At 68.4% G+C, this 25,362-nt stretch carries 21 protein-coding genes; 13 read left to right on the forward strand and 8 right to left on the reverse strand.

Going from position 1 to position 25,362, the window contains the following annotated elements; translation table 11 throughout:
- Positions 1-72 precede the first annotated feature (72 nt).
- The gene (gene ku / locus AC1DRO_RS09965) at positions 73-1,071 is read left to right on the forward strand and encodes a non-homologous end joining protein Ku (protein ID WP_476950694.1); all 999 of its coding nucleotides are present in this window, start codon (positions 73-75) and stop codon (positions 1,069-1,071) included.
- A gap of 35 nt (positions 1,072-1,106) precedes the next feature.
- Here ku and AC1DRO_RS09970 read toward each other — a convergent pair whose 3' ends face one another.
- From AC1DRO_RS09970 to AC1DRO_RS09995, 6 genes are all read right to left on the reverse strand, one after another.
- On the reverse strand, positions 1,107-1,394 hold the full coding sequence (locus tag AC1DRO_RS09970; RefSeq protein WP_476950695.1) for a DUF7218 family protein: 288 nt from the start codon (positions 1,392-1,394) through the stop codon (positions 1,107-1,109).
- A gap of 252 nt (positions 1,395-1,646) precedes the next feature.
- Positions 1,647-1,928, reverse strand: coding sequence for an HPr family phosphocarrier protein (locus AC1DRO_RS09975; RefSeq protein WP_018774864.1), 282 nt, complete (start codon positions 1,926-1,928; stop codon positions 1,647-1,649).
- 90 nt (positions 1,929-2,018) lie between these two features.
- Positions 2,019-4,097: a PTS fructose transporter subunit IIABC gene (locus AC1DRO_RS09980; RefSeq protein WP_476942674.1), complete on the reverse strand. Its 2,079-nt coding sequence runs from the start codon at positions 4,095-4,097 to the stop codon at positions 2,019-2,021.
- A 2-nt stretch (positions 4,098-4,099) separates the two neighbouring features.
- Positions 4,100-5,086, reverse strand: coding sequence for a 1-phosphofructokinase family hexose kinase (locus tag AC1DRO_RS09985; protein ID WP_476950696.1), 987 nt, complete (start codon positions 5,084-5,086; stop codon positions 4,100-4,102).
- The gene (locus tag AC1DRO_RS09990) at positions 5,083-5,901 is read right to left on the reverse strand and encodes a DeoR/GlpR family DNA-binding transcription regulator (RefSeq protein WP_223914650.1); all 819 of its coding nucleotides are present in this window, start codon (positions 5,899-5,901) and stop codon (positions 5,083-5,085) included. Before AC1DRO_RS09990 ends, AC1DRO_RS09985 begins: the two co-directional genes overlap by 4 nt.
- 594 nt (positions 5,902-6,495) lie before the next feature.
- Positions 6,496-6,759 (reverse strand): DUF6458 family protein, encoded by a 264-nt coding sequence (locus AC1DRO_RS09995; RefSeq protein ID WP_018774860.1) that lies wholly within the window; start codon positions 6,757-6,759, stop codon positions 6,496-6,498.
- 260 nt (positions 6,760-7,019) lie between these two features.
- Here AC1DRO_RS09995 and AC1DRO_RS10000 point away from each other — a divergent pair, with 260 nt between their 5' ends.
- The 4 genes from AC1DRO_RS10000 (at position 7,020) to AC1DRO_RS10015 (ending at position 11,585) form a co-directional block, all read left to right on the forward strand.
- On the forward strand, positions 7,020-7,637 hold the full coding sequence (locus AC1DRO_RS10000) for an alpha/beta hydrolase (RefSeq protein WP_476945447.1): 618 nt from the start codon (positions 7,020-7,022) through the stop codon (positions 7,635-7,637).
- 319 nt (positions 7,638-7,956) lie between these two features.
- A complete protein-coding gene (locus tag AC1DRO_RS10005; protein WP_476950697.1) occupies positions 7,957-8,331 on the forward strand; it encodes a substrate-binding domain-containing protein in 375 nt (124 codons plus the stop codon).
- Between the two features lie 117 nt (positions 8,332-8,448).
- Complete coding sequence (locus AC1DRO_RS10010) at positions 8,449-9,192, forward strand: HAD family hydrolase (protein WP_223914646.1); 744 nt, start codon at positions 8,449-8,451, stop codon at positions 9,190-9,192.
- 62 nt (positions 9,193-9,254) lie between these two features.
- On the forward strand, positions 9,255-11,585 hold the full coding sequence (locus tag AC1DRO_RS10015) for a glycoside hydrolase family 65 protein (RefSeq protein WP_476950698.1): 2,331 nt from the start codon (positions 9,255-9,257) through the stop codon (positions 11,583-11,585).
- Here the strand turns inward: AC1DRO_RS10015 and AC1DRO_RS10020 are convergent.
- Entirely contained in the window at positions 11,582-12,922 is a 1,341-nt protein-coding gene (locus AC1DRO_RS10020) for an MFS transporter (protein WP_476950699.1), read from the reverse strand. The genes AC1DRO_RS10015 and AC1DRO_RS10020 overlap by 4 nt on opposite strands.
- Positions 12,923-13,049: 127 nt before the next feature.
- Here AC1DRO_RS10020 and AC1DRO_RS10025 point away from each other — a divergent pair, with 127 nt between their 5' ends.
- The 7 genes from AC1DRO_RS10025 to AC1DRO_RS10055 all read left to right on the forward strand — a co-directional run bounded on the left by AC1DRO_RS10025 (position 13,050) and on the right by AC1DRO_RS10055 (position 23,050).
- Positions 13,050-13,973, forward strand: coding sequence for a hypothetical protein (locus tag AC1DRO_RS10025; protein ID WP_028276584.1), 924 nt, complete (start codon positions 13,050-13,052; stop codon positions 13,971-13,973).
- Positions 13,964-14,713, forward strand: a complete 750-nt coding sequence (locus tag AC1DRO_RS10030; protein WP_476950700.1) for a LamB/YcsF family protein — start codon at positions 13,964-13,966, stop codon at positions 14,711-14,713. Before AC1DRO_RS10025 ends, AC1DRO_RS10030 begins: the two co-directional genes overlap by 10 nt.
- Before the next feature lie 130 nt (positions 14,714-14,843).
- Positions 14,844-18,554, forward strand: a complete 3,711-nt coding sequence (locus AC1DRO_RS10035; RefSeq protein ID WP_476950701.1) for a nitrate reductase subunit alpha — start codon at positions 14,844-14,846, stop codon at positions 18,552-18,554.
- Positions 18,554-20,296, forward strand: coding sequence for a nitrate reductase subunit beta (gene narH / locus AC1DRO_RS10040; protein WP_476950702.1), 1,743 nt, complete (start codon positions 18,554-18,556; stop codon positions 20,294-20,296). Before AC1DRO_RS10035 ends, narH begins: the two co-directional genes overlap by 1 nt.
- Positions 20,293-20,913 carry a nitrate reductase molybdenum cofactor assembly chaperone gene (narJ, locus tag AC1DRO_RS10045; RefSeq protein WP_243178363.1) on the forward strand — a complete coding sequence of 207 codons (621 nt, stop codon included), beginning with the start codon at positions 20,293-20,295 and terminating at the stop codon, positions 20,911-20,913. Before narH ends, narJ begins: the two co-directional genes overlap by 4 nt.
- Positions 20,914-20,915: 2 nt before the next feature.
- A complete protein-coding gene (gene narI / locus AC1DRO_RS10050; protein WP_476950703.1) occupies positions 20,916-21,752 on the forward strand; it encodes a respiratory nitrate reductase subunit gamma in 837 nt (278 codons plus the stop codon).
- Between the two features lie 74 nt (positions 21,753-21,826).
- Positions 21,827-23,050, forward strand: coding sequence for an MFS transporter (locus AC1DRO_RS10055; protein WP_459383636.1), 1,224 nt, complete (start codon positions 21,827-21,829; stop codon positions 23,048-23,050).
- Between the two features lie 13 nt (positions 23,051-23,063).
- On the opposite strand, the gene AC1DRO_RS10060 is transcribed toward AC1DRO_RS10055, so the two are convergent.
- On the reverse strand, positions 23,064-24,401 hold the full coding sequence (locus tag AC1DRO_RS10060; RefSeq protein ID WP_476950704.1) for a DUF445 domain-containing protein: 1,338 nt from the start codon (positions 24,399-24,401) through the stop codon (positions 23,064-23,066).
- A 50-nt stretch (positions 24,402-24,451) separates the two neighbouring features.
- Here AC1DRO_RS10060 and AC1DRO_RS10065 point away from each other — a divergent pair, with 50 nt between their 5' ends.
- On the forward strand, positions 24,452-25,351 hold the full coding sequence (locus AC1DRO_RS10065; protein ID WP_476950705.1) for a glycerophosphodiester phosphodiesterase: 900 nt from the start codon (positions 24,452-24,454) through the stop codon (positions 25,349-25,351).
- Positions 25,352-25,362: the final 11 nt, after the last annotated feature.

The raw sequence follows: 25,362 nt of genomic DNA on the forward strand, positions 1-25,362 counted from the left end.
TCCACGCGGACGCGTTCCTTACCGTTGGGCAAAACCCTTCACCTCCGCGCAACTGTGATGTTCACTTGATCCATGAGAGCCATCTGGAAAGGCGCAATAGCGTTCGGGCTGGTCAACGTGCCGGTCAAGGTCTACAGCGCCACCGAGGACCACGACATCAGCCTCCACCAGGTCCACAACGCCGACGGCGGCCGGATCCGCTACCAGCGCCGTTGCGAGGTCTGCAGCAAGATCATCGACTACGAGGACATCGACAAGGCCTACGAGGACGACGGCCGCACGGTGGTCCTGACGCGCGACGAGCTCAAGTCCATCCCGGCGGAAAACAGCCACGAAATCGAAGTGGTCCAGTTCGTCCCGGTCGACCAGCTCGATCCGATGATGTTTGAAAAGAGCTATTACCTTGAACCCGACTCCAAGTCGCCCAAGGCGTATGTGCTGCTGCGGCGCGCCCTCGAGGACACGGACCGGGTGGCAATTGTGCAGTTCGCGCTGCGGGACAAGACCCGGCTTGGCGCGCTGAGGATTCGTGACGAGGTCCTGGTGCTGCAGTCGCTGCTGTGGGCCGACGAGGTCCGTGAGGCCAGCTTTCCCGCACTCGAGACCTCCATCCGGATCTCGGCGCAGGAACGCGAGATGTCCGCGGCCCTGGTTGACTCGATGGCCTCCGACTTTGAGCCGGACCAGTTCACGGACGATTACCAGGAGCAGTTGCGCCAGCTGATTGAGGCCAAGCTGGACAAGGGGGAGTCGCTGGACACGGAGGAGACCTTCGGCGCCCCCGCCGAGGCCGGCGAGGGCGAAGTTATCGACCTGATGGAAGCCCTCAAGCGCAGCATCGAGAAAAAGCGCGGCGGTGGGCCGGCGGAGACTCCTGCCGGGGACTCCGGTTCTGCTGCGAAGGCCGCCCCGAGGACCTCCGCCACGACGGCGGCAGCCAAGTCCACAGGCACTAAATCCACGGCCGCCAAGACGGCGGCAACCAGGACTGGTTCGAAGACTGCGGCGGCTTCCAAGACTGAAGCGGCGCCTAAAGTGACGGCGTCGAAGCCGGCGCGAAAGCGTGCCTGAGCCCGGATGCCGGTTGGCGCCGTCGTGCACGTTAATCAGGAGTTCCGCAGGGCGGAGATGAGTTCGCTCTTCTTCTTGGCCGAGTAGCCTTTGAGGCCGATATCCTTGGCGCGTGCCTTCAGCTGCGGCACCGTCCAGTCCTCGTAGCCTCCGGCCTTGCCGCCCTTGCGGCCGACCGAGGAACGGCCCCGCTTGGCGGCGGCGTTGGAGATCCTGGCGGCTTTTTGCTTGGAGGCGCCGTCCTCGAGCAACTTCTCATAGAGCTCGGGGTCCTTGATGCTGGGGCTCTCTGAGCCTTGGGGCTCGCCCTTCTTCGTTGGCATGGCTGCGCGATCATCTCCTTCGGCCGGGAACCACATGGGCGGCGGCCCGCGGTCGGTGCCGCCGGGGATTCCAAACTAGCCGCGCCTCGGGGCCGTGACAAGCATTTGCTAAGGCCCCTTATAAAAGTTGCCCTGACGGTCCGCCGCCAGAGCAACGCGGCAGGCAACGCGAAGGCCCGGCCGGCCCCTGATCGGGGGGCGGCCGGGCCAACTGAAGCTGCCGGTGTTCCGGCGCGGGGCCGGAAGGTGAGGCTATTCGGCGTCGTGATCCGTCTCAAGGATCTGCACGAGGCGGTCAAGTGCGGCGTCGGCGCCCTCCCCTTCGGCACGCAACACCACAACTTCGCCGTGCGATGCGCCGAGGCTCATCAGCGACAGGATGCTGGCGGCGTCCATCGCCTCGTCCTCCGGCTCGCCCAGCCGGGCAATCGTGATCTCGAGGTTGTCGAACTCGCCTGCAGCCTCGGCGAAGATGGCGGCCGGACGGGCGTGCAGCCCGACCCGGCTGGCAATGGTGGCGTTACGTTCGGTCATTTCTGCTCCTTGAAGTCAGCTTGGGTGTTTGTCAGCTGTCAGCTTGGGTGTTTGTCAGCTGTGAGTATCTGCTGGGAAAAGCGTCCTGGTTCAGGCGGCTACGGGAACCGTTTCCACCGTATCAACCGGCTTCTTGACTGCCCAGCGCTTGAGCCCGATCACGGCGAAGGCGCCGACAACGGTACCGGCTGCAATGGCGATGCAGAACCACAGGAACGAATCGATCGCGAAGAAGACGAAGATTCCGCCGTGGGGGGCCTTCGAGCCCACGCCGGCCGCCATCGAGATGGCACCGGTCACGGCGCCGCCGAGCATGCTGGCGGGGATGACGCGGAGCGGGTCCGCGGCGGCGAACGGGATGGCGCCTTCGGTGATAAAGGAGGCCCCCAGCAGCCAGGCAGCCTTGCCGTTTTCCTGTTCCGCAAGGCTGAAGAGCCTCTTGTTCAGCACGGTCGCGGCCAACGCCATGGCCAGTGGCGGGACCATGCCGGCGGCCATGACGGCCGCCATGATCTGCCACGGGGCCTGGTTGGTGATGGAGGCTGCGCCCAGGCCGGCGACTGCGAAGGAATAGGCAACCTTGTTGACGGGGCCGCCGAGGTCGAAGCACATCATCAGGCCCAGGATGACGCCCAGGGCGATGGCGCTGGCACCGGTGAGGCCGGACAGGAACTCGTTGAGCCCGACAGTGACCCGGGCGATGTAGGCGCCCAGGAACACGAACAACAGGCCCGACGCCGCGAGCGACGCCACGAGCGGGATAACGACCACCGGCATCAGTCCGCGCAGCCAGCGGGCCACTTTAAGCTTGCCGATCGAATGGGCCACGTAGCCGGCGATCAGGCCGCCCACGATGCCGCCGAGGAACCCGGCACCCATGAAGACGGCAACGGCGCCGGAAACGAAGCCCGGGGCGATGCCGGGCCGGTCAGCAATGGCGTAGGCGATGTAGCCGGCCAGCGCGGGTACGAGGAAGCCCAGGGACAGGGCGCCGATCTTGAAGAGCACGGCCCCCAGGTAGGCGCCCAGCGGGCCCCAGGCCAGTTCCGGGTACGCGGTGGGCAAGTTCGTGAGGCTGTTCTCCGCCAGGATCTTGTCCGCGAAGGCGGTGATGTTGTAGCCCCCCAGCAGGAAGCCGAGGGCGATCAGCAGACCGCCGCCAGCCACGAACGGGATCATGTAGCTGACACCGGTCAGGAGGGCCTTCTTCAGCTTCGTGCCGATGTGCTCACTCTTTTCCTCGGCGGCCATCTCGGCCTGCTCCTCGGCGCCGAAGTGGGGCACGCGGTGGGCGTGCGGGTTGTCCGCTGCGGCGAGAGCCTCGGCGACCATCTTGTCCGGTTCGTCGATGCCGCGCTTGACCGGCGCGTTGATCACCGGCATGCCGGCGAAGCGCTCCTTGCCGCGCACGTCGACGTCCACGGCGAAGATCACGGCATCGGCGGCGGCGATCACGGCGGGGTCGAGGGCCTTGGCGCCGGAGGATCCCTGGGTTTCGACCTGCAGGTCCACGCCGACCTCCTTGGCCGCGGCGACGAGCGAGTCGGCGGCCATGTAGGTGTGGGCGATGCCGGTGGGGCACGCGGTGACGGCGACGAGGCGCTTGGGCCCCTTGGCCTTCGCCGCGCCGGCACCTTCACCGGTTGCGGCCGCCGCGGCTGTGGCGCCGGCCGCGGATGCGGCGCCGGTCGCTTCGGCAGCGGTGTGGGCGGCCGGCTTGTCCGCCAGGGCGGCGTCGACGAGGTCGACAATTTCCGCCTGGGAGGTCGCGGCGCGCAGGCTGGCCGTGAAGTCCTTCTTGATCAGCGACCGCGCCAGCTTCGAAAGCAGCTTCAAGTGGTCCTGGTCCGCGCCCTCGGGAGCGGCGATGAAGAAGATGATGTCCGCGGGCCCGTCCTTGGCGCCGAAGTCGACCGGCTGGGACAGCCGCGCCATCGCCAGAGTGGGTTCGGTGACCGCCGTCGAACGGCAGTGCGGGATCGCGATGCCGCCCGGGACGCCCGTGGCGGTCTTGGATTCCCGGGCGAAGGCGTCGGCGAAAAGCCCTTCGGCCTCGGTGGCGCGTCCGGTGGCTGCAACCCTGCCTGCCAGATGCCGGATCACGTCCTCGGGCGAGCTGCCCAGATTCTGGTCGAGCTCGACCAGTTCGGTAGTAATGAGCTGTGTCACTGTCAATCCTTCCGGAGGGCCGTGATGGTTACGGCATCAGGGGTGGTTTGGTTGACTGCCGGGACAGTGGAGCCAGGCAGGGAAGCGGCGGCGGCACCATGGGCCACCGCCTGACGGAGGCAATCGACCGGGGCGGCGCCCTGGCTGGATGCGAGCAGGTATCCGGCCAGCGAGGAATCGCCGGCGCCGACAGTGCTGACCGCGGTGACCGGCGGGTGCGTGGCCAGCCACGCGCCGTCGGCCGTCACAAGAACGGCACCCTTGGAGCCGAGGGTGGCCAGTACGGCACCCACTCCGGAGCGCACGACGGCGGAGGCGGCAGCTGCTGCAGCTTCCGGGTCCGCTTCGAGCTCCTCGGCAGACTTGTTCGTGGCGAAACCGGCTGCGGCAGCCAGTTCCACCAGTTCCTCGGCGTTGGGTTTCAAGAGGTCCGGTTTTCCCGAGGTGTCGCCGGAGACCACTGCGGCGAGGGGTCCGCCGGATGAATCGACGGCGACCCGTGGTGCGGCCTCGCCGTCGAACAGGGAACGCAGCCGCCGGGTGACGGTCGCGTAGAAGTCGGCCGGGACCCCGGGTGGGAGCGAGCCGGCCAGGACTACCCAGGCGGCACCGCGGGCGTGGTCCAGCAGCAGGCTGATCAGGGCCTCCTGCTGGTCCTCGCTGAGGGCCGGTCCGGGTTCATTGATCTTGGTTGTGACGCCGCCGGGCTCGGTGAGGGCCACGTTGCTGCGCAGCGGCTCGCCAATCGGCAGGGCCGCGAACGGAACGTCGGTCTCCCGCAGACCGGTGAGGACGGGGTCGGCCTCGGCGCCGGGGAGAACGGCGACTGTCTTCAGCCCCGACGCGACGAGGGCGCGGGAGACGTTGACTCCCTTGCCGCCGGATTCCTGGCGGACGGAGATGGCCCGCTGAACTTCCCCGCGGAGGAGGGGGCCGGGCAGCGCCACGGTGCGGTCCAGGCTGGGGTTGGCGGTGAGGGTGACAATCACGCGACCACCACCTCCACTCCGGCTTCCGCAAGGGCGTCGGCGAGTTCCCGGCTGGGTTGCGAGTCTGTGATCACGGTGTCCAGATCTTTCAACGAGGCGAACTGGACCAGCGTTTCCGCGTCCAGCTTGGAGGAGTCAGCCAGCACCACAATGCGGCGCGCTGATTGGACGAAGGCAGCCTTGACAGCGGCTTCTTCAGGATCGGGTGTGCTCAGCCCGAAGGCTGCATGGATGCCGTTGGTGCCGATGAAGGCGATGTCCGGGCGGATCCGGCGGGCGGCTTCCACCGTGGACTGGCCGACCGCGGCCTGGGTCAGGCCGCGGACCTTGCCGCCGAGCAGGTGCAGGGCGATCCCGGGTCCGCCGGACAGCCGGGACGCGATGGGCAGGGAGTGGGTGATGACGACGAGTTCGGCGTCGGACCCAGATGCCGCAACGGTGCCCTGCGCGGCGGCTCCGGCGGCCCGGGCGGACAGGAGTTCGGCGAGGGCCTCCGTGGTGGAGCCGGCATCGATCAGGATGCTGCCGGTGAGGCCCTGGGGAATGAGGGCCAGGGCGGCCTCGGCGATCCGGGTCTTCTCGGGCTGCCGCTGGACGGTCCGTTCCAGGATGCTTTCTTCCGTGGTGCTGAAGCGGTCCGGGGAGACCGCGCCGCCGTGCACCCGGCGGACGCTTCCGGAGGCTTCCAGGGCGGCGAGGTCCCGGCGGATGGTTTCGGTGGTGATGCTGAAACGCTCGGCCAGGTCCGTGACACTGGCCCGGCCGCTGGCGTAGATGAGCCCCACGATCAGCTGCTGGCGTTCTTCGGCGAACACTTACCCTCCATTGCGTACTGCGTCTGACTTGTTTTCTGTTCTGGCCGTGCGTTGGGCTGGAAATGCGCCCCGGCCGCTTCGGTGACTCCCGTCACATGAAGTGGAATTATTTGACTTTATCTTTGTTCTTGTTGGTTTGTCAATGAAAAACCACATGAACGCAGAAGGGTGGGCTTCGCCGCGGGACATGCCCAGTGGCCCGGCCGGTTTCGCCGGGGACATGTCCAGTGTTCGGGCCGCGGAGTGGGCACTCGGGGCATATGTCCATGGGCTGCCGCGGGGGTTGGGCATGTGCTGCGGTTGGGGTCGTTGCGGGCCGGGCGCCGGGGGACATGTCCAGTGTTGGGGCCGGGCATCTGGGGGCATGTCCAGTGTTCGGGCCGCGGAGTGGGCATTTGGGGGATATGTCCATGGGCTGCCGCGGGGGTTGGGCATGTGCTGCGGTTGGGGTGGTTGCGGGGCGGGCGCCGGGGGACATGTCCAGTGGTCGGGCCGGGGAGTGGGCCCGGATGGCGGAAGCCGGGCCCGACCTCGAGGTCCGGCCCGGCTTCCGGGTCGTTGGATTCCGCGCCGCTTAGTGGGTGCGGGGAAATCTCAGATGCCTGCGTCGCGGCTCTCATTGCGGGTGATGGTCTCGCCGGTGTTGGGGTCCACTACCGTGCGGCTTTCGCTGACCCGGCGCGTGCGGCCCCGTCCTGGGCCGGCGAGGACGAGAGAAGCGATGAGTCCAATCACGCCGACCGCCATCAGGATGTAGCCGATCATGGCCTGGTTCACATTGGGGATCAGCCCCGGGGCGACGGCCCAGGCGAGGATGGCGCCGATGGCGATGAGGAAGATTGCGGAACCGATTCTCATAACGTGCTCCTTGATGCCCGGGGGCGGGCTGATGATGGTAAGCATGCTGTCCAGCGTCACGCTACAACCCCGCCCCGGCTGTTTCAATGAAGCGCCCTCCGCCCCGCGGGGAAATTTCCGCGCCGGTTTCGGCCAGCCGCGCCTTTTCCGGACGGATGCGCCACGGATCCGGGGGGGCGGAGGTCCGCTTACGCCGCGGAAACCGCGGAGCGCGGCCCGTGCGGGGCGGGACGCGTGGCGGTGCTGGATAGGCTGAGCCAATGGAGACGGTGATCTGGTCGAAACCCGAACACGAACGCGGCGGCACCCCGCTGCTGGTGATGCTGCACGGCTACGGTACGGACGAATTCCGCATGTCCAAGCTGTTCGCTTCCCTGCCGCCCGAGTTCAGCTGCGCCGCCCTGCGTGGACCCAAGGACATTGGAGACCACTACGGCTGGTTCCTGCTGGACTATTTCCTCACCCACGACTTTGCCGACGTCATCGCCTCCACGAACGCGGTCTTCGCCTGGATTGAGTCGGTCAAAGCCCGGCACAGCAGCGTCAGCCTGTTCGGATTTTCGCAGGGGATGGCGATGGCCAGCACGCTCCTGCGGCTCCGGCCGGAACAATTCCGCGCAGCTGTGGGGCTCTCGGGTTTTGTCCTGGACAACGAACTGCTGGCGATGAGCGAATCGTTCACCGCCCGGCCGCCGTTCTTTTGGGGCCGGGACAAGGGCGACGTCGTCATCAACGACGCGGCTACCGAGCACACCGAGGCGTGGCTGAACCGGAATACCCAGCTCACGGCCAGGACTTATCCGGGCATGGGCCACACGATTTCGAAGCCCGAACTCGTGGACGTCAGCGCGTTCCTGCGGCACTACGTCCTGCGCTGACCGGGCGCTACATCCTGCGTGACCAAGGCGCTACCAAGGCGCTGACCGGGCGCTGACCAGGACGCCCGCCGGGCCCTGCCAACCCCCGGCCAAGCGGGCCTGCCAACCCGCTCCCAATCCGCTGCCAAACTCCGGATCATCCACTTGCATGCCAAATATGTAAGCGCTTACAATCGACCTCGGCCATGAACACCGGGCCCACTACTTCGGGGGGAAGAAAGGGCTGAGCCCGTGCCGCAGGCCAACACCCCGCGCGTGAGAATCCAGGACGTCCCCGCGCTCCCCGGACTCTCCATCTGCACCGTCTCCTCCGGACCTCGTGCTCGACGCCGGCTCCGGCATCGAAGGCGGCGGGCTGGCCATGGTGGAGCCTGTGGAAAACCCAGGGATGCCGTCCGCGATCCTCGCTCGTTGCGACGGGACAGCCTGCTGTGTGCTCATGGCCATGCGGGAGCCCGGTTTGTCAGCGCCGGAAAACGTGTCCATCATAGGAATAGACGATCATCAGATGAGTTGGTTCCTGGGCCTGACCACAATTGCCCAGCCACTGGCCGACCAGGGCGCGTTCGCGGCCAACCTGCTGATTGAAAGACTTCATCGCTCAGGACTTGCCAATCCGCCGCCTGCCAGTCCGCCGTCGAACCATCTGCCGGACACCACATTCGTAGAGCGCACCGGCACACGCCGACGCTGATCCGCACGGCGTCCGACGCCGGAACGGCCCCAAACGAGCAGCCCTGAACTGCCTGCCTTAGACCATCGCTTTGACCAAACCGTCTTGCCTGCCCGTCGTCTGAAAGGACCTCGACTCATGACTGTAGTTCCCGACACCTCCGGCCTCGCCGGTGCGCTCTCCGGTGCAACCGCCATCCTTTTTGACCTCGACGGCGTCCTGACCCCCACCGCCGTGGTGCACGAGCACGCCTGGAAGCAGCTCTTTGACGGCTTCCTGGCCTCGGTCCCCGGTGCTGAGCCGTACCGTGAGAGCGACTATTTCGACCACATCGACGGCAAGCCGCGGTTTGACGGCGTCCGGGACTTCCTGGCCTCCCGCGGGATTGTGCTGCCCGAGGGCCCGGTGAACGACGAGCCCGCGCATGACACGGTCCACGGACTCGGCAACCGCAAGAACAAGGTCTTCAACGACATCGTCGAGGCCGGTGGAGTCCAGCCGTACGAGGGCTCCGTCCGGCTGGTTGAGGCCGCGCTGGCCCGCGGGCTCAAGCTCGCCGTCGTCTCCTCTTCCCGCAATGCCCCTGCCGTGCTGAAGGCTGCCGGCCTGTCCGACTACTTCCCGGTGGTGGTCGACGGCGTCGTCGCCGTCGCCGAGGGACTGCCCGGCAAGCCCAGCCCGGCCACCTACGAATACGCCGCGCGGCTCTTGGGCCTGCCGAGCCAGGAGTGCGTCGTGGTGGAGGATGCCGTCTCCGGCGTCCAGGCCGGCAGCGCGGGAGACTTCCGCTCGGTGATCGGCGTCGACCGCGGCGCCGGCCGGCAGACCCTGCTCGACGCCGGGGCCACGGTCGTGGTCAACGACCTCGCCGAACTGCTCTAGCCCGGCCCGCTCACCCCACCGCCCAACCCACTGCCACTCCCGCCGAAGGAACCCCCCAAACCATGGCTCTCATCACCTCGGACCGCGCCCGGTTCCCCAACGATCCCTGGCAGCTGGTCGAGACCGTTCACCTCCCCGGCAATGCCGGCACCCTGGAGACCCTGTTCAGCCTCGGCAACGGGCACCTGGGCATCCGCGGCGCGCACTGGGGTGCCGCGGACGCCGAACTTCCGGGAAGCTTCATCAACGGCTTCCACGAGACCTGGGACATCAAGCACGCGGAAAACGCGTACGGCTTTGCCCGCACCGGCCAGCGGATCCTCTACGTCCCGGACGCCAACAACTTCACCGTCATCATCGACGGCGAGCCGCTGAGCCTGGAGGAGTCCACCGTGCTGGACTACCGCCGGTCGGTGGATTTCGCCACGGGTATCTACGAGTGCCGGATCACCTGGCAGTGCCGTTCCGGTGCGACCGTGACCACCACGGAACGGCGCGCCGTCGGTTACGCAACCCGCGGGGCGCTGGGCATCAGCCTCGAAGTGGCGGCCGACCGGGATATCTCCGCGGACGTCACGTCCTCGGTCATCAACCGCCAGGACCAGCCGGTGGAGGACCACTCCGCCCATGATCCGCGCCGCGCCGGCCGGCACGCCGGCCGCGTGCTGCTGCCCCTTCGGCTCGACGGCGGGGACGGCTCCCTGCGCCTGTCCTGGGAAGCCTCGGAATCCAAGCAGCGGCTCGGGATGGCCGTGGATCACTGGACCTCGGCCGGCGTGCAGCCGTTCGACACCCAGGTGGACCAGGACGACAGCAGCGTGCGCTACGTGCTCGCCGTCAGCGCGGACGCACCGTTCCTGCTGGAGAAGAGCGTCAGCTACGCCGTGGGCCAGGCCGCCGAGGACCTCGCCGACAGTGCCGAAGCCAGCCTCAAGCCGGTCAGCGAGATCTTCGCCGAGAGCGAGGACCACTACCGCGCCTACTGGAGCACGGGCGACATCGTCCTGGCGGGCCAGACCGAGCTCCAGCAGGGCGTGCGCTGGAACCTCTTCCAGCTCGCGCAGGCCACGGCCTGCGCCGATGTGGCCGGCATCCCGGCCAAGGGCGTGTCCGGCTCCGGCTACGACGGCCACTACTTCTGGGACCAGGAGGTGTACCTGCTGCCCTACCTGACCTACACGAACCCGGGCAACGCCCGCCAGGTCCTGGAATTCCGCCACGACCTCCTGCCCGAGGCGAAGATCCGCGCCAAGGAACTCAGCGTCGACGGCGCGCTCTTCCCCTGGCGCACCATCAACGGACTCGAGGCCAGCGCCTACTACGCGGCCGGCACAGCACAGTTCCACATCGCCGCCGCGATCGCCTTCGCGACCAACCGGTACATCTGGGCCAGCGGGGACGCCGAGTTCCAGGCCACCCTGGGCTCCGATCTGCTGATCGAGACTGCACGGATGTGGGTCTCACTCGGCTTCTTCGGCAAGGACGGACTGTTCCACATCCACGGCGTCACGGGCCCCGACGAGTACACCGCCGTCGTCAACGACAACCTGTACACGAACGTTATGGCGCGCTTCAACCTGCGCGCCGCGGCGGCGCTGGACCACCCGGAGATCGACGACGCCGAACGCCAGCTCTGGGAGCAGGCAGCCAACCGCATGCAGCTGCCCTACGACGAGGACCTCCAGGTCCATTCCCAGGACAACGACTTCATGACGCTGGAACCGTGGGACTGGACCACGCCCCGGTCCAAGTACCCGCTCCTGCTGCACTTCCACCCGTTGGTGATCTACCGGCACCAGGTCCTTAAGCAGGCCGACACCGTGCTGGCCATGTTCCTGCAGTGGCAGGACTTCACCGCCGAGGAAAAGCGGCGCGCCTTCGATTTCTACGACCCCATCACCACGGGCGACTCCACGCTGTCCGCCTGCGTCCAGGGCATCATGGCGGCCGAGGTCGGCTATGGCAAGGCCGCGCTGGACCACTTCACCCACGCCCTGTTCATCGACCTCGACGACACCCACGGCAACACGATCGACGGCGTCCACATCGCCTCCACCGGCGGGGTGTGGAGCTCGCTGGTGAGCGGCTTCGCCGGGCTGCGGGACCAGGGCGCGGTGCCGTACTTCGATCCCCGGTTGCCTGCCGAATGGGACGGCCTCGAGTTCCACCTGAAGATCCAGGGCAGGCTCCTGCACGTCGGGCTCGAGCAGGATTCGATCAGCCTGACCGTCCGCGACGGCGCGCCGCTGGAGGTCGACGTGCGCGGGGAACTGCTCACGGTCGACGGCGGCCCGGTCCGGGTCCCGCTGGCGCCCGTCACCGCCCCGGAACCGACCATCTTCCCCAGCGGCCTTCCGACGTCGTCGATCCCGGTGGTGCGCGCCGCAGTCTAAACCGGGCCGGGCTGCCCTGGTCCGGAGGATTCGGCAGGGGTCGGGGCGTCGGCGGGCTCCTCACCGCCGGCAAGGGGGTGGGCCAGTTCATCGGCCGGCATCCGCGCCACGGCCATCGCGACGACGGCCATCGCCGGGCACACGGTCCCGGCGACGAGGAAGATCAGCCACACCGGCAGCACCTCGGCGGCCGGCCCGGCGAGTGCCATGGAGACCGGCATGAGGGCCAGGGATACAAAGAAGTCCAGGCTCGAGACGCGGCCCAGCAGATGCGGCGGCACCCGGCGCTGGAGCAATGTTCCCCAGATCACCTTGCCCACGCCGCCGGTGGCGCCGAAGATGAAGAGGGCGGCGGCCACGGCCCAGAAACTGTCCATGATTCCGACGGCGGCGATCGGCAGGCTTCCCGCTCCCCAGGACACCATCATCACGGTGAGGTAGCGGCGCGGGAGGGGAAAAGAAGCCGTGGCCAGCGAGGCTGCGGCACCGCCCACGCCCATGATGGCGAGCAGGAAACCGAACATGCGCGCGTCCCCGCCGAGCTGGTCCCGGACCACGAAGGGGATCAGGACCTCGATGGGGCCGATCAGGAACAGCACCGAAATGCAGGCCCAGAGCAGGGTCCACAGCAGCCAGGGCGTCCGGACGGTGTAGCTGACGCCCTCGCGGAGATCGTGGCGCAGGGACGCCTTGGCCCGCGACTGGCCAGATTCGGTAGCCTCTCCGCTGACCGGGACCCCTGCCGCGGGCTGGCGGTGGAGGAGGTTCAGGATGCAGAAGGCCACCAGATGGCAGGCCGCCACTCCGGTGACGGCGTAGGCGGGGGACAGGGCCGCCACCAGGATGCCCGCAACGGCCGGTCCGGCGGCCTGCTGCAACAGCGGCCGCATGGTGCCTTCCAGGCCGTTGGCCGCCAGCAGGTCCTCGGGCGGCAGGATCCGCGGCAGGATGGCGGAGTAGGCGGGGAAGAAGAACGCAGCCCCGACGCCGAGCACGAAGGCCCCCAGCGCGAGATGCCACAGCTCGAGCAAGCCGGCCAGGGCCAGCCCGCTGACAGCGGCAACGACGGCGAGGTTGGCGCCCTCGACCGCGATGATCAGGAGCCGCTGGGGCAAACGGTCCGCGGCGATGCCGCCGGCCAGCAGAAACGTCACCAGCCCGACGCTGCCCGCCGCGGTCACGACCGAAAGCTCCAGCGGTCCGCCGCCCAGGTGGATCACCTCGTAGACCATCGCGACGGCCCACATCCCGGAACCGAAGATGGAGATGGCCAGCGCCGTGATCAGCACGCGGTACTCCCGGTGCGCGAAGGGGCGGAGGGCTCGCAGGGCGGGCATGGGCCCAGTCTAGTAGCCAGCCGCGCGGCCGGGCTGAGACCCCTCCGGGGCGCAGCGGCGACCCCGCCTGCCTGCCCGTGTGTAGTGTTAAGTGCACTTAGTTTTATGGTTCCGACGAGAGGCGATCATGGCCAAGCGCAGCAACCCGGCAATGAAGATTGCCCAGGAAACAGCCCACAGCGCGATGTTCGACGCCGCAGGCCAGCCCCGGCCCGGCCTGCACAAGGTGCTCCTGCGGGCGGTTGAAGTCCAGCGGCCGCTGGTGCTGGCCAATATCCGCAGGCTTCAGCGCAGGCATCCGCACGCCACCGCGGCGCAGCTCGCCGCCATCCTGGAGCGCGACTACCTGCTGGCCGTCACCGGCGGCGGTGCGCTGGTCGGCGGGGCCGCCGTGATTCCGGGCGTCGGAACTGCGGCCGCACTGGGTCTCTCGGCCGCCGCAGCAGTCGGGTTCCTCGAAGCCACCGCACTGTATTCCACGGCTCTTGCTGAACTGCACGGCATCCGGATGGTGGACCCGGACAGAGCCAGCACCCTGGTCATGGCGGTCATGCTGGGCGAGGAAGGCACCCAGCTGCTGAGCTCGCTGAGCGGACAGGCGGCGGGCCGGGGCAAGGGGCCCACCCAGGCGTGGACCGCGGCCTTCACCCGCCGCGTCCCTCTCGCCGGCTTCGGTACAGTGCGGGCCAAGATGCAGACGATGTTCCTGCGCTCCCTGCTCAAGACCCAGGGCACAGCCTGGCTGGGCCGTGCCCTGCCCTTCGGTATCGGCGCCGTCGTAGGCGGCGTGGGCAACCGGGTGATGGGCCATGCGGTCGTCGCGAACGCCAAGGAAGCCTTCGGGCCCATCCCGGACACGATTCCGGGAGAACTGCAGGCCCTTGCGGAAACCACCGGCCCGGCCGCGCTCTACGAAACTTCCCTGGACGCGCAGCCGGACGGCGGCGCGTCGGGCGGCGGCACCCAGGACAGCGGCCGCCCGGACGGCGGCACCCGGGGCAGCGGCGCTCCGAAGACTTCAACGAAGGACGGCGGCACGTTTTGGATCTGAACACTGACCTGGGGGAGTCCTTCGGGACCTGGACCAAGGGCGCCGACGCCGCGATGTTTCCGCTGGTCACGAGCGCCAGCGTGGCCTGCGGGATGCACGCCGGGGACCCCGTGACCATGCTGGACACCTGCCGGGCGGCGTACGAGCTCGACGTCAACGTCGGTGCCCACATCGGCTACCCGGACCTGGCCGGCTTTGGCCTGCGCTCGCTGGATATGACCTTTGACGATCTCTTCGGCGCGGTCCTCTACCAGCTCGGGGCGCTCGACGGCGTCGCCCATGCCGTGGGCGCCTCGGTGGACTACGTCAAGCTGCACGGGGCGCTCTACGACCGCACCGTGCACGACGGCGAGCAGGCCTCCGCCGTGATCGCCGCTATCCAGGCCTACGATCCCGGACTGCCCGTCCTCGGCTTCCCCGGCTCAGCCCTGCTGGAAATCGCCAAGGAAGCCGGGCACCCCGTCTTCTCCGAGGCCTTCGCCGACCGTGCCTACTTCCCCGACGGCACCCTCGTGCCGCGCACCGAGGTGGGGGCGGTGATGCTCGACGCCGGACAGGTTGCCGAGCGGGCGGTCAGGCTCGCCACAAAGGGCGAAATCGAGGCCGTCGACGGCACCGTGCTCCGGATCGAGCCGCAGTCGCTGTGCCTCCAGGGCGACACCCCCGGCTCCGTTGCCGCGGCGACCGCGATCCGTGCGGCGCTGGAGGCTGCCGGCGTCGAGCTGGAAAGCTTCGCCTGAACCGCTGGCCCTGACCCGCTGGCCCTGAACTGCGGGGCCGGCCGGGCAGCTCCCGGGCCGCCCGGACCCGGGGCTGCCACAGTGTCCTAAGGCCCTGTTCCGGCCAGAAGGGGCACCCTAGCTTGAAGGAATGACTGCCGGAGACGCGGCGGGGCTGGACGGGCCCGCCTCGGATGCAATGTTGAAGCTGGGCCGATTCTTTACGAAATGGGACCAGACCGACGACGGCAGGGCGGTGTTCCGCGAGGGTGGCCGCAAGGGCGACATCTTCTACCGGGACCGCTGGAGCCACGACAAGGTGGTCCGGTCCACGCACGGGGTGAACTGCACCGGCTCCTGCTCCTGGAAGGTGTACGTCAAGGACGGCATCATCACCTGGGAATCCCAGCAGACCGACTACCCCTCCGTGGGGCCGGACAGCCCGGAATACGAGCCGCGGGGCTGCCCGCGCGGCGCGGCCTTCTCCTGGTACACCTATTCACCCACCCGGGTGCGTTTTCCGTATGCGCGGGGCGTCCTCGTCGAGATGTACCGCGAGGCCAAGGCCCGGCTGGGTGACCCGGTGCTGGCCTTTGCCGACGTCGTGGGCGACCCCGAGCGGCGCCGCCGCTACCAGCAGGCCCGCGGCAAGGGCGGCCTGGTGCGGGTCTCCTGGCAGGAGGCGATCGAAATCGCCGCCGCCGCGCACGTGAACACCATCAAGGCCTACGGCCCGGACCGCTGCGCCGGGTTCTCGCCCATCCCAGCGATGTCCATGGTCTCGCACGCCGTGGGGACCCGCTTCATCCAGCTGATCGGCGGGGTGATGACGTCCTTCTACGACTGGTACGCAGACCTCCCCGTGGCCAGCCCACAGGTGTTCGGGGACCAGACCGACGTCCCGGAATCGGGGGACTGGTGGGACGCCCGTTATCTGATGATGTGGGGATCCAACGTCCCCGTCACCCGCACCCCGGACGCGCACTGGATGGCCGAGGTGCGGTACCGCGGCACCAAGGTGGTCACGGTCAGCCCGGACTACGCGGACAACACGAAGTTCGCCGACGAATGGCTCCCCGCGCAGGCCGGAACCGACGCCGCGCTGGCCATGGCGATGGGGCACGTCATGCTCAAGGAATTCTTCGTCGACCGTGAGGTGCCGTTCTTCGCCGACTACGTCCGCCAGTACACCGACCTGCCGTTCCTGGTCCGTCTCGAACGGCGCGACGACGGCTCCCTGACACCGGCCAAGTTCCTCACCGCCAAAGACCTTCCCGCCGCTGCCGGGGCCGAGGACGCCGCGTTCCGCACGGTCCTGTTCGACAAGAAGACCGGGCTGCCGGCGGTCCCCAACGGCTCCATGGGCTTCCGCTACTCAGAGAGCGGCGAGGGCAAGTGGAACCTGGACCTCGGAGCGATCGAACCGGCGCTGTCCCTCCGGGAAGTGTCAACGGAAAGCGCCGAGATCCTGCTGCCGTGCTTCGAGGACGCCGGCGGGGACGGCAGCGTGCTCCGCCGCGGCGTGCCCGTCCTGGAGGTGGAAGGCCAGCTGGTCACCACCGTCTTCGACCTCATGCTGGCCCAGTACGGGGTCGGCCGCGACGGGCTCCCGGGGGACTGGGCCGCCGGCTACCACGACGCAGCGACACCCTACACGCCGGCCTGGCAGGAGGAGATCACCTCCGTCCCGGCGCAGGCCTGCATCCGGGTGGCCCGCGAATTCGCCCGCAACGCCGAACAGTCCAAGGGCCGGTCCATGATCATCATGGGTGCCGGGATCTGCCAGTGGTTCCACGGCGACACCACCTACCGGGCGGTGCTGGCCCTGGTGATGCTGACCGGCTGCATGGGCCGTAACGGCGGCGGCTGGGCGCACTACGTCGGCCAGGAAAAGACCCGGCCGGTCACCGGCTGGCTGTCGCTGGCCAACGCGCTGGACTGGTCCCGGCCGCCGCGGACCATGATCGGCACCGGCTACTGGTACATGCACACGGACCAGTGGCGGCAGGACGGCTACTGCGCGGATGCGCTGAAGTCCCCGCTCTCCACCGGGGCCCTGGACGGCATGCACACCGCGGACGCCCTGGCCCAGTCCGCGCGGCTGGGCTGGATGCCGTTTTACCCGCAGTTCGACCGGAACCCGCTGGACCTCGCGGACGAGGCCGGGGCGGCCGTCGCCGCCGGCACCGCGACGGACGCCGCCGGCTACATCGCCGATGCCCTGAAGAGCCGCACCCTGAACCCGGCGATCGAGGACGTGGACGCCCCGGAAAACTGGCCGCGGACCCTCGTGCTGTGGCGCTCCAACCTGTTCGGCTCCTCGGCCAAGGGCAACGAGTACTTCCTGCGGAACCTGCTGGGAACCCACAACAATGTCCTGGGCCAGGACCATGCCGAGGGGCTCAAGCCCAAGGATGTGAAATGGCATGAGCAGGCGCCCGAAGGGAAGCTGGACCTGCTGGTTTCCGCTGACTTCCGGATGACCTCCACCACCCTGCTGTCCGACGTCGTGTTCCCGGCCGCCACCTGGTACGAAAAGCACGACCTGTCCTCCACCGACATGCACCCGTTCGTGCACGCCTTCACCCCCGCGATTGACCCGCCGTGGGAGACCAAGACGGACTTCGACACCTTCCACCTGCTGGCCCAGGAGTTCTCCCGGCAGGCCAAAACCCACCTCGGCGTCCGCCGGGACCTGGTGAGCGTGCCGCTGCAGCACGACACGCCCGGCCAGCTGGCCCAGCCCGGCGGGATTGTGCGGGACTGGCGGGACATGTCCATCCCCGCGGTTCCGGGTCAGAACATGCCCATTTTTTCCGTCGTCGAGCGGGACTACACCGCCATCGCGGACAAGCTCGCCGCCGTCGGGCCGCTGGCGGACAAACTGGGCTTCACGGTCAAGAACGTCACGTACAAACTTGCCGGCCCGTTGGACCGGCTCAGCCGTTCCAACGGGGTGATGCTTGGCGGGGCAGCGGACGGCCGCCCCGCGATCGACACGGACGCGAAGATGGCCGAGGCCATCCTGGCGTTCTCCGGCACCACCAACGGGGCGCTGGCCGTGCAGGGCTTCAAGGACCTGGAAATCCGCACCGGGAGGAAACTGGCGGACCTGGCCGAAGGCTCCGAAGAAAAATTCATCACTTTCGCCCAGACCCAGGCCGGCCCTGTTCCGGTGATCACCTCGCCGGAATGGTCCGGCTCCGAGACCGGCGGCAGGCGCTATGCGCCCTTCACCATCAACGTCGAGCGGCTCAAGCCCTTCCACACGCTGACCGGCCGGATGCACTTCTTCCTGGACCACGACTGGATCCGGGACATCGGCGAGTCCCTGCCGATCTACCGGCCGCCGCTGGACATGCACCGGCTCTTCGGCGAACCCAAACTCGGCCAGGACGGGAAACTGGAGGTGGTGGTCCGCTACCTGACCCCGCACTCCAAGTGGTCCATCCACTCCGAATACCAGGACAACCTGCTGATGCTCTCGCTCTCCCGAGGCGGCCCGACCGTCTGGATGAGCCCCGCCGACGCGGCGGCCATCGAGGTCAAGGACAACGACTGGGTGGAGTGCCTGAACATCAACGGCGTCCTGGTGGCCCGGGCGATCGTCAGCCACCGGATGCCGGCCGGCGTGGTCTACGTCCACCACGCGCAGGAACGCACCATTGACGTGCCCAAGTCCGAGGCCACCGGCCGCCGCGGCGGCATCCACAACTCCGTGACCCGGCTGCTGGTCAAGCCCTCGCACCTGATCGGCGGCTACGCCCAGCTCGCCTACGCGTTCAACTACCTTGGCCCCACCGGAAACCAGCGCGACATGGTGGCCACCGTCCGGCGTCGTTCCCAGGAGGTGCAGTACTGATGCGTGTCATGGCCCAAATGGGCATGGTCATGAACCTGGACAAATGCATCGGCTGCCACACCTGTTCCGTGACCTGCAAGCAGGCCTGGACCAACCGTGCCGGCACCGAATACGTGTGGTTCAACAACGTCGAAACCCGCCCAGGGCAGGGCTATCCGCGCCGCTACGAGGACCAGGAGAAGTGGCACGGCGGCTGGGCGCTGAACAAGCGCGGGAAACTGGTGCTCAAGGCCGGCGGCCGGGTCAAGAAGCTCTTCGGGATCTTCGCCAGCCCGGTCCAGCCCCAGCTCAAGGACTACTACGAGCCATGGACCTACGACTACAAGACCCTCGTTGACGCGCCCCTGGGCGACGACTTCCCGGTGGCCCGGCCCAAGTCCCTGATCACCGGGGAGGACACCAAGATCACCTGGTCCGCGAACTGGGACGATGACCTCGGCGGCTCCGCCGAGAACGGCCACCTGGACCCGATCGTGGAGAAGGTCCGGCGGGAATCCGAGGACAAGATCAAGTTCGCGTACGAACAGACCTTCATGTTCTACCTGCCGCGGATCTGCGAGCACTGCCTGAACCCGTCCTGCATGGCTTCCTGCCCCTCCGGCGCGATCTACAAGCGGGTGGAGGACGGGATTGTGCTGGTGGACCAGGACAAATGCCGCGGCTGGCGCCAGTGCGTCACCGGCTGCCCCTACAAGAAGATCTACTTCAACCACAAGACCGGCAAAGCCGAGAAGTGCACCTTCTGCTACCCGCGGGTGGAGGTGGGGCTCCCGACAGTCTGCTCCGAGACCTGCGTGGGCCGGCTGCGGTACCTGGGGCTGTTCCTGTACGACGCCGACGCCGTCACCGCGGCGGCCGCCGTCACGGACCCCCGGGAACTCTACGACGCCCAGATGGACGTGCTGCTGGACCCGAACGACCCCGCCGTCCAGGCCGAGGCCCGGGCCCAGGGCATCCCCGAAGACTGGATCGACGCCGCCGGGCGCTCGCCGGTCTACGCCCTGGCCAAGGTCTACAAGGTGGCGCTGCCGCTGCACCCGGAATACCGGACCATGCCGATGGTCTGGTACGTGCCGCCGCTCTCACCCGTGGTGGACCTGCTGCGCGACCAGGGCCACGACGGCGAGGACACCGGCAACCTTTTCGGCGCCATCGACGCGCTGCGCATCCCGGTGGAATACCTCGCTGAACTCTTCACCGCCGGCGACGCGGACCGGGTCACCGCGGTGCTGAAGAAGCTCGCAGCCATGCGCTCCTTCATGCGCGGCATCAGCCTCGGCGATGACCCGGACGACGCCATCCCGGAGGCCGTGGGGATGGACAGCCAGAGCATGTACGAGATGTACCGACTGATGGCGATCGCGAAATACGAGGAGCGCTACGTCATCCCGAAGGCCCACGTGGAACAGGCCCACGACCTCGAGGAAATGGGCTGTTCGCTCGACTTCGAGGGCGGCCCCGGCATGCAGGATACCGCCCGATTCGGCGAAGCCAGCGGCCGGCCCGTCCCCGTGGCGGTGGAAACCTTCAACGCCCTCCGGGACCGGCAGACCTCCGGCTCCGCGCCCGGCGAAACCACCCTGCGCGGCAGGGTGAACCTGCTGAACTGGGACGGCACCGGAGCACCCTCCGGGCTTTTTCCGGAAAAGGCGTTGCTTCCGGAAAAACCGCCTCCGGCGGAACCGCCGCCGCCGAAACCGGCGGGCCCCGCGGAATCCCCTCCGGCGGGGGAGCAGCCATGACCCGCCGCCAGCAGGTCCTCTACCTCGCTGCGGCCTGGTGCCTGTCCTACCCTGACGAGGAACTGACCGGCCGGGTCCCGCTGATGCGGGCCGCGCTGGCAGAGTTCCCCGGCGCCACGGCGGACTTCGTGGCGGTCCTGGACCAGCTGGAGTCCACGCCGCCGATCCAGCTCCAGTCCCAGTACGTGCGCGAGTTCGACCTCGGAAAGCGCCACGCCCTGCACCTGTCCTACTGGACTGACGGGGACACCCGGCGCCGCGGCGAGGTTCTGGGCAATTTCAAGAAGACCTACCGGCAAAGCGACATCCTCGTGGACACCCACGGCGAACTGCCCGACTACCTCCCGATGGTCCTCGAATACGCCGCGCTGGTGGACCTGGCGGCCGGCCGCGAGCTGCTGACGCGCTTCCGGGCGAGCCTGGAGATGCTCCGCTTCGGGCTGCTCCGGGACCAGCTGCCGCACGCCCGGATCCTGCAGGCCGTCTGCGCCACGCTGCCCGGGAAATCCCCGGCGGACGAGCAGGCCGTCATGCGGATGGCCGGCTACGGCCCGCCCACCGAGGCCGTGGGCCTGGACCCGTACGATCCGCGCCTGCTGCCCGTGAAGGGGGCCTGAGCATGCTGGCATTCGAAGCGGAACCCGGATCCGCCGTCGGACTCTCGGCACTGGACATCGTGGTGTGGGGCGTTCTCCCTTACGTCATGGTGGTGGTCTTGGTCGGCGGACTTCTCTGGCGCTACAAGTACGACCAGTTCGGCTGGACCACGAGGTCTTCCCAGCTCTATGAGTCCAGGCTGCTGAGGATTGCGTCCCCGTTGTTCCACTTTGGCCTGCTCGCCGTGATCGCCGGTCACTTCTTCGGCCTGGTCATTCCGATGGCGTGGACCCAGGCGGCCGGGATGAGCCAGGAGTTCTACCACTTCAACGCCCTGCTGGTCGGCGGGATCGCCGGGGTGGGAACGCTGGGCGGGATCCTCCTGCTGATCTACCGCCGCCGGACCACCGGGCCGGTCTTCATGGCCACGACCGGCAATGACAAGACCATGTATGTGGTGCTCACCGCGGCCATTGTGTTCGGGCTGTGGACCACCTTGGCGAGTGTTTTCGAGGGCGAGCACGGGCACAATTACCGCGAGACCGTGGCCCCGTGGTTCCGTTCGCTGTTCATCTTCCAGCCAGACATCGCGGCGATGGCCGCGGCGCCGTTCTCGTTCCACCTGCACACCCTGGTAGGCATGGCGCTGTTCGTGATCTGGCCGTTCACGCGCCTGGTCCATGCCTTCACGGCCCCGTTCCACTACCTCTTCCGCCCCTACATCGTTTACCGCTCCCGGGACCGGGACACCGGCGGGGCCGGGGCCAAAGGCACAGCTGGCGCCCGGAGCTCCACGGCCGGCGCGCGGCGGGGCTGGTCCGCCGTCGGAACCCGGGACCGGGACACCAGGAACCGGTGACCCGGCGCCATCGCTGAAGCTGCGTTACTGAAGCTGCGTTGCTGAACCGCTGTTGAACCAGGAAGGAGACCGCCGTGGCCGGAGCAGTGTCCCCGCCCGTCGCCGCCCCTGCGGGCCGGGCGCTCAATCTGACGCTCGCCACCTCGACCTCCGTGGTGTGCTTCTGGGCCTGGAACTCCATCGCCACGCTGAGCGCGTTCTACACCCAGCATCTGCACCTCAATCCGGCCACCACCGGCGTGCTCGTGGCCATGCCCGTCTTCGTCGGCTCGCTGGGGCGGATCGTCGTCGGCGCCTTGACGGACAAGTACGGCGGCCGCGCCATGTTCACTTTTGTCCTGCTGGCCTCCATCGTCCCGATCCTGCTGGTGGCCGTCGGCGGCAGCCTCGACTCCTTCGCCCTGGTGCTGGCTGCCGGCGTGCTGCTGGGGGTCGCCGGAACCGTCTTCGCCGTCGGGATCCCCTTCGTCAGCGCTTGGTACGAGCCCGCCCGGCGGGGTTTCGCCACCGGCGTCTTCGGCGCGGGCATGGGCGGAACGGCGCTGGCCGCTTTCCTGAACCCCCGGCTTGTCGCCGCCATCGGCTACGTTCCCACCCACCTGCTGATCGCCGCGATTCTGGCGGTCATGGCCGCCATCATCTGGTTCCGAATGAAGGAGGCGCCGGGCTGGACCCGCAGCAACGCGCCCGTGATGCCCAAGCTGATCGACGCCGCGAAGACCCCGGTCACGTGGAAGCTGTGCTTCCTCTACGCAGTCCTCTTCGGTGGCTTCGTTTCCTTCGCCACGTATCTGCCCACGTACCTCCGGGATGTCTACAGCTTCGATCCCAGCGCGGCCGGCGCCCGCACCGCGGGTTTTGCGCTCGCCGCCGTGCTGGCGCGGCCGGTGGGCGGCGTACTCGCCGACAAGATCGGTCCCAAGCCCGTGGTGATCGCCGCCCTCGCCGGCGTCGCCGTCCTCGCCTGGGTGGTGAACCTGCAGCCCGACGGCGATGTCCCCGCCGGCCTGACGTTCGTCGCCATGGCGGCGGCGCTGGGCCTGGGCACGGGCGGGGTATTCGCCTGGGTGGGCGTGCTCGCGCCGGAGGGCAAGGTCGGCAGCATCAGCGGGGTGGTCAGTGCGGCCGGCGGCCTGGGCGGCTACTTCCCGCCGCTGATCATGGGCGCCACCTATGACGCCGCGGCGCACAGCTACGCGATCGGGCTGCTGCTGCTCGTCGCCACAGCGCTCGCGGCGCTGGTCTTCACCATCTTCGCCATGCACGGCAGGACCAAGGCCAAGGTTGCGGCCGCCTAGCGCAGCCAAGGGACTAGCCGAACAGCAGGGTGGCCAGCGTAAAGATGGCCAGCCCGGCCAGGGCGCCCACCACCGTGCCGTTGATCCGGATGAACTGCAGGTCCCTGCCGACCTGCAGCTCGATCTTCTGCGACGTCTCTTCGGCATCCCAGCGGGCCACGGTGTCCGTGATGACCCCCGCGATGTCCGAGCGGTAGGTCTTCACGAGGTAGCCTGCCGCGTCGCCGATCCAGGCGTTCACCTTGCCGGCGAGCTCGGGATCGACCAGCAGCCGGGTGCCGAAGTCATGCACGGCCGCCTTGAACTTGACGGTCAGTTCGCTGTGCGGGTCATCGACGGCGGTGAGCAGGGCCGTCTTGATGGTGTCCCAGGTGCGGGAGGCGAGCTCGCGGACCTCCGGGTCGCCGAGCACCTGGGCCTTGATGCCCTCGGCGCGGGCGATCATGACAGGATCATGCTGCAGGTCCTGCGCGAGTTCCTTGAGGTACTTGTCGATCGAGAGGCGCACCTGGTGCTGCGGGTCGGACTGCACGGCGCGGGTGAACTTGAGGATCTCCACGTACACCTTGTCGCCCACCAGCCCGTCCACGAACGAGGGCACCCACGTCGGGGACCGGTCGGTGACCAGCCTGTTGACCGTCTCCTGGTTGTCCCGCACCCAGTCCACGGTGCGGTCCACCATTAGGTCCACCAGCGCATGGTGGTGCCCGTCGTCGAAAATCCGCTCGGCGAGGCGGCCCACCGGCGGCCCCCACGGCGGGGTGAGCAGGTGCTTGCGGACCATGGACTCGATCACGGCCTGGACGTCGTCGTCGTTGAGGACCTTGAACGCGCCGCGGATGACGGCGGCACCCTCCTTGGCGACCCGGTCCGGGCCGCCGGGGCTGGACAGCCAGGCGCCGGCCTTGCGCGCAATGTCTGCGGACGCCAGCTTCTCCTGGACCACCTGTTCGGAGAGGAAATTGGTTTCCACGAATTCGCCCAGCGAGGCGCCGATCTGGTCCTTGCGGCGCGGGATGATCGCGGTGTGCGGGATCTTGATGCCCATGGGGTACTTGAACAGGGCCGTGACGGCGAACCAGTCCGCGAGGGCACCGACCATGCCGCCCTCGGCCGCGGCGCGGACGTATTCGAACCCCGGGTACTGCTTCTGCAGGGCGAACGCGACGATGAAGACCACCGCCATGACGACCAGCAGCGAGAGGGCCAGGAGCTTCATCCGGCGCAGCGCCGCGGCCTTCTCGACGTCGCTGGAGGCAGCGGAACGCTGTCCGGGGGGACCGCCCGGCCGGGCGCCGCCCGGACGTCCCGCGGCGCCGGTCAGGGAAGTTGACTCAGTATTGACCTGCATGAGCCCAGCCTAGCCCGCCACCGAAACGGACGGTCCGCTAACGTGGCACCATGACCACTGATGAGCCTGCCGCTGCCCGGCCTTTGGTCTATGCCCACCGCGGCGCCAGCGGAACCTTCGCCGAGCACACCCGGGCCGCGTACCTGCAGGCCATCGCCGACGGCGCCGACGGCGTGGAATGCGATGTCCACCTGACCCGGGACCAGCACGTGGTGCTCCTGCACGATGCCACCCTGGACCGCACCTCGGACGGCACCGGCCAGGTGGCCGACCGGACCCTGCAAGAACTCCAGGAACTGGACTTCTCCTCCTGGAAGGGAGCCCGGATCCCGGAGGCCTACGGCGCCAAGTCCGGGCAGTTCCTGACCCTGCCGGACCTGCTCGACATCCTGCGCGCGGCCGGCCGCGGGATCGGGCTGGCGATCGAGTTCAAGCACCCGAGCCCGTACCAGCTCAGACTCGAGGACCGGGCCCTGGAGGTCCTGAGGGCCGAGGGCTGGGATCCGCGGACGTCGATGCTGGAGAACATCACCGTTTCCTTCATGAGCTTTAGCCCCGACTCCGTAAAACACCTCCTGGAGTCCGTGCCGGCCGCGGCCGTCTGCCAGCTCGTGGACGACGTCAATGTGGCGGACATCCGGGAGGAACTGGGCCTCGGTGCCCTGACCGGCGGGGCGCTGGCCAACGTGATGAAGGCCGCCCAGGCTGAGGGGGAACGGATCCTGGCGGCGGCCGAGGCGGGCATTGCCGGCCCCGGCATCGGGTACGTCCGCACGCACGCCCCGGCCGTTCAGCGCTGGCTCGCCTCGGGGCTGCGGTGCCGGGTGTGGACGGTCGACACCGAGGACGACGTCGAACGGTGCCGGAAACTCGGGATCCAGGAGATCACCACCAACTGGCCGGCCCAGGTCCTCTCCCAGCTCATGGCGGACAGCCGGCCCCCACGCTAGCCGCCTGGCCG

Source organism: Arthrobacter sp. P4_F11, from assembly GCF_056401395.1.

Bases quoted from the DNA above. Each gene is read 5' to 3' on its own strand.
- narJ (WP_243178363.1), top strand. From the start codon at position 20,293: ATGACCCGCCGCCAGCAGGTCCTCTACCTCGCTGCGGCCTGGTGCCTG.
- ku (WP_476950694.1), top strand. From the start codon at position 73: ATGAGAGCCATCTGGAAAGGCGCAATAGCGTTCGGGCTGGTCAACGTG.
- AC1DRO_RS09995 (WP_018774860.1), bottom strand. From the start codon at position 6,759: ATGAGAATCGGTTCCGCAATCTTCCTCATCGCCATCGGCGCCATCCTC.
- narH (WP_476950702.1), top strand. From the start codon at position 18,554: ATGCGTGTCATGGCCCAAATGGGCATGGTCATGAACCTGGACAAATGC.
- AC1DRO_RS10025 (WP_028276584.1), top strand. From the start codon at position 13,050: ATGGCCAAGCGCAGCAACCCGGCAATGAAGATTGCCCAGGAAACAGCC.
- AC1DRO_RS10020 (WP_476950699.1), bottom strand. From the start codon at position 12,922: ATGCCCGCCCTGCGAGCCCTCCGCCCCTTCGCGCACCGGGAGTACCGC.
- AC1DRO_RS10000 (WP_476945447.1), top strand. From the start codon at position 7,020: ATGGAGACGGTGATCTGGTCGAAACCCGAACACGAACGCGGCGGCACC.
- AC1DRO_RS10015 (WP_476950698.1), top strand. From the start codon at position 9,255: ATGGCTCTCATCACCTCGGACCGCGCCCGGTTCCCCAACGATCCCTGG.
- AC1DRO_RS10065 (WP_476950705.1), top strand. From the start codon at position 24,452: ATGACCACTGATGAGCCTGCCGCTGCCCGGCCTTTGGTCTATGCCCAC.
- AC1DRO_RS10010 (WP_223914646.1), top strand. From the start codon at position 8,449: ATGACTGTAGTTCCCGACACCTCCGGCCTCGCCGGTGCGCTCTCCGGT.
- AC1DRO_RS10035 (WP_476950701.1), top strand. From the start codon at position 14,844: ATGACTGCCGGAGACGCGGCGGGGCTGGACGGGCCCGCCTCGGATGCA.
- AC1DRO_RS09975 (WP_018774864.1), bottom strand. From the start codon at position 1,928: ATGACCGAACGTAACGCCACCATTGCCAGCCGGGTCGGGCTGCACGCC.
- narI (WP_476950703.1), top strand. From the start codon at position 20,916: ATGCTGGCATTCGAAGCGGAACCCGGATCCGCCGTCGGACTCTCGGCA.
- AC1DRO_RS09970 (WP_476950695.1), bottom strand. From the start codon at position 1,394: ATGCCAACGAAGAAGGGCGAGCCCCAAGGCTCAGAGAGCCCCAGCATC.
- AC1DRO_RS10060 (WP_476950704.1), bottom strand. From the start codon at position 24,401: ATGCAGGTCAATACTGAGTCAACTTCCCTGACCGGCGCCGCGGGACGT.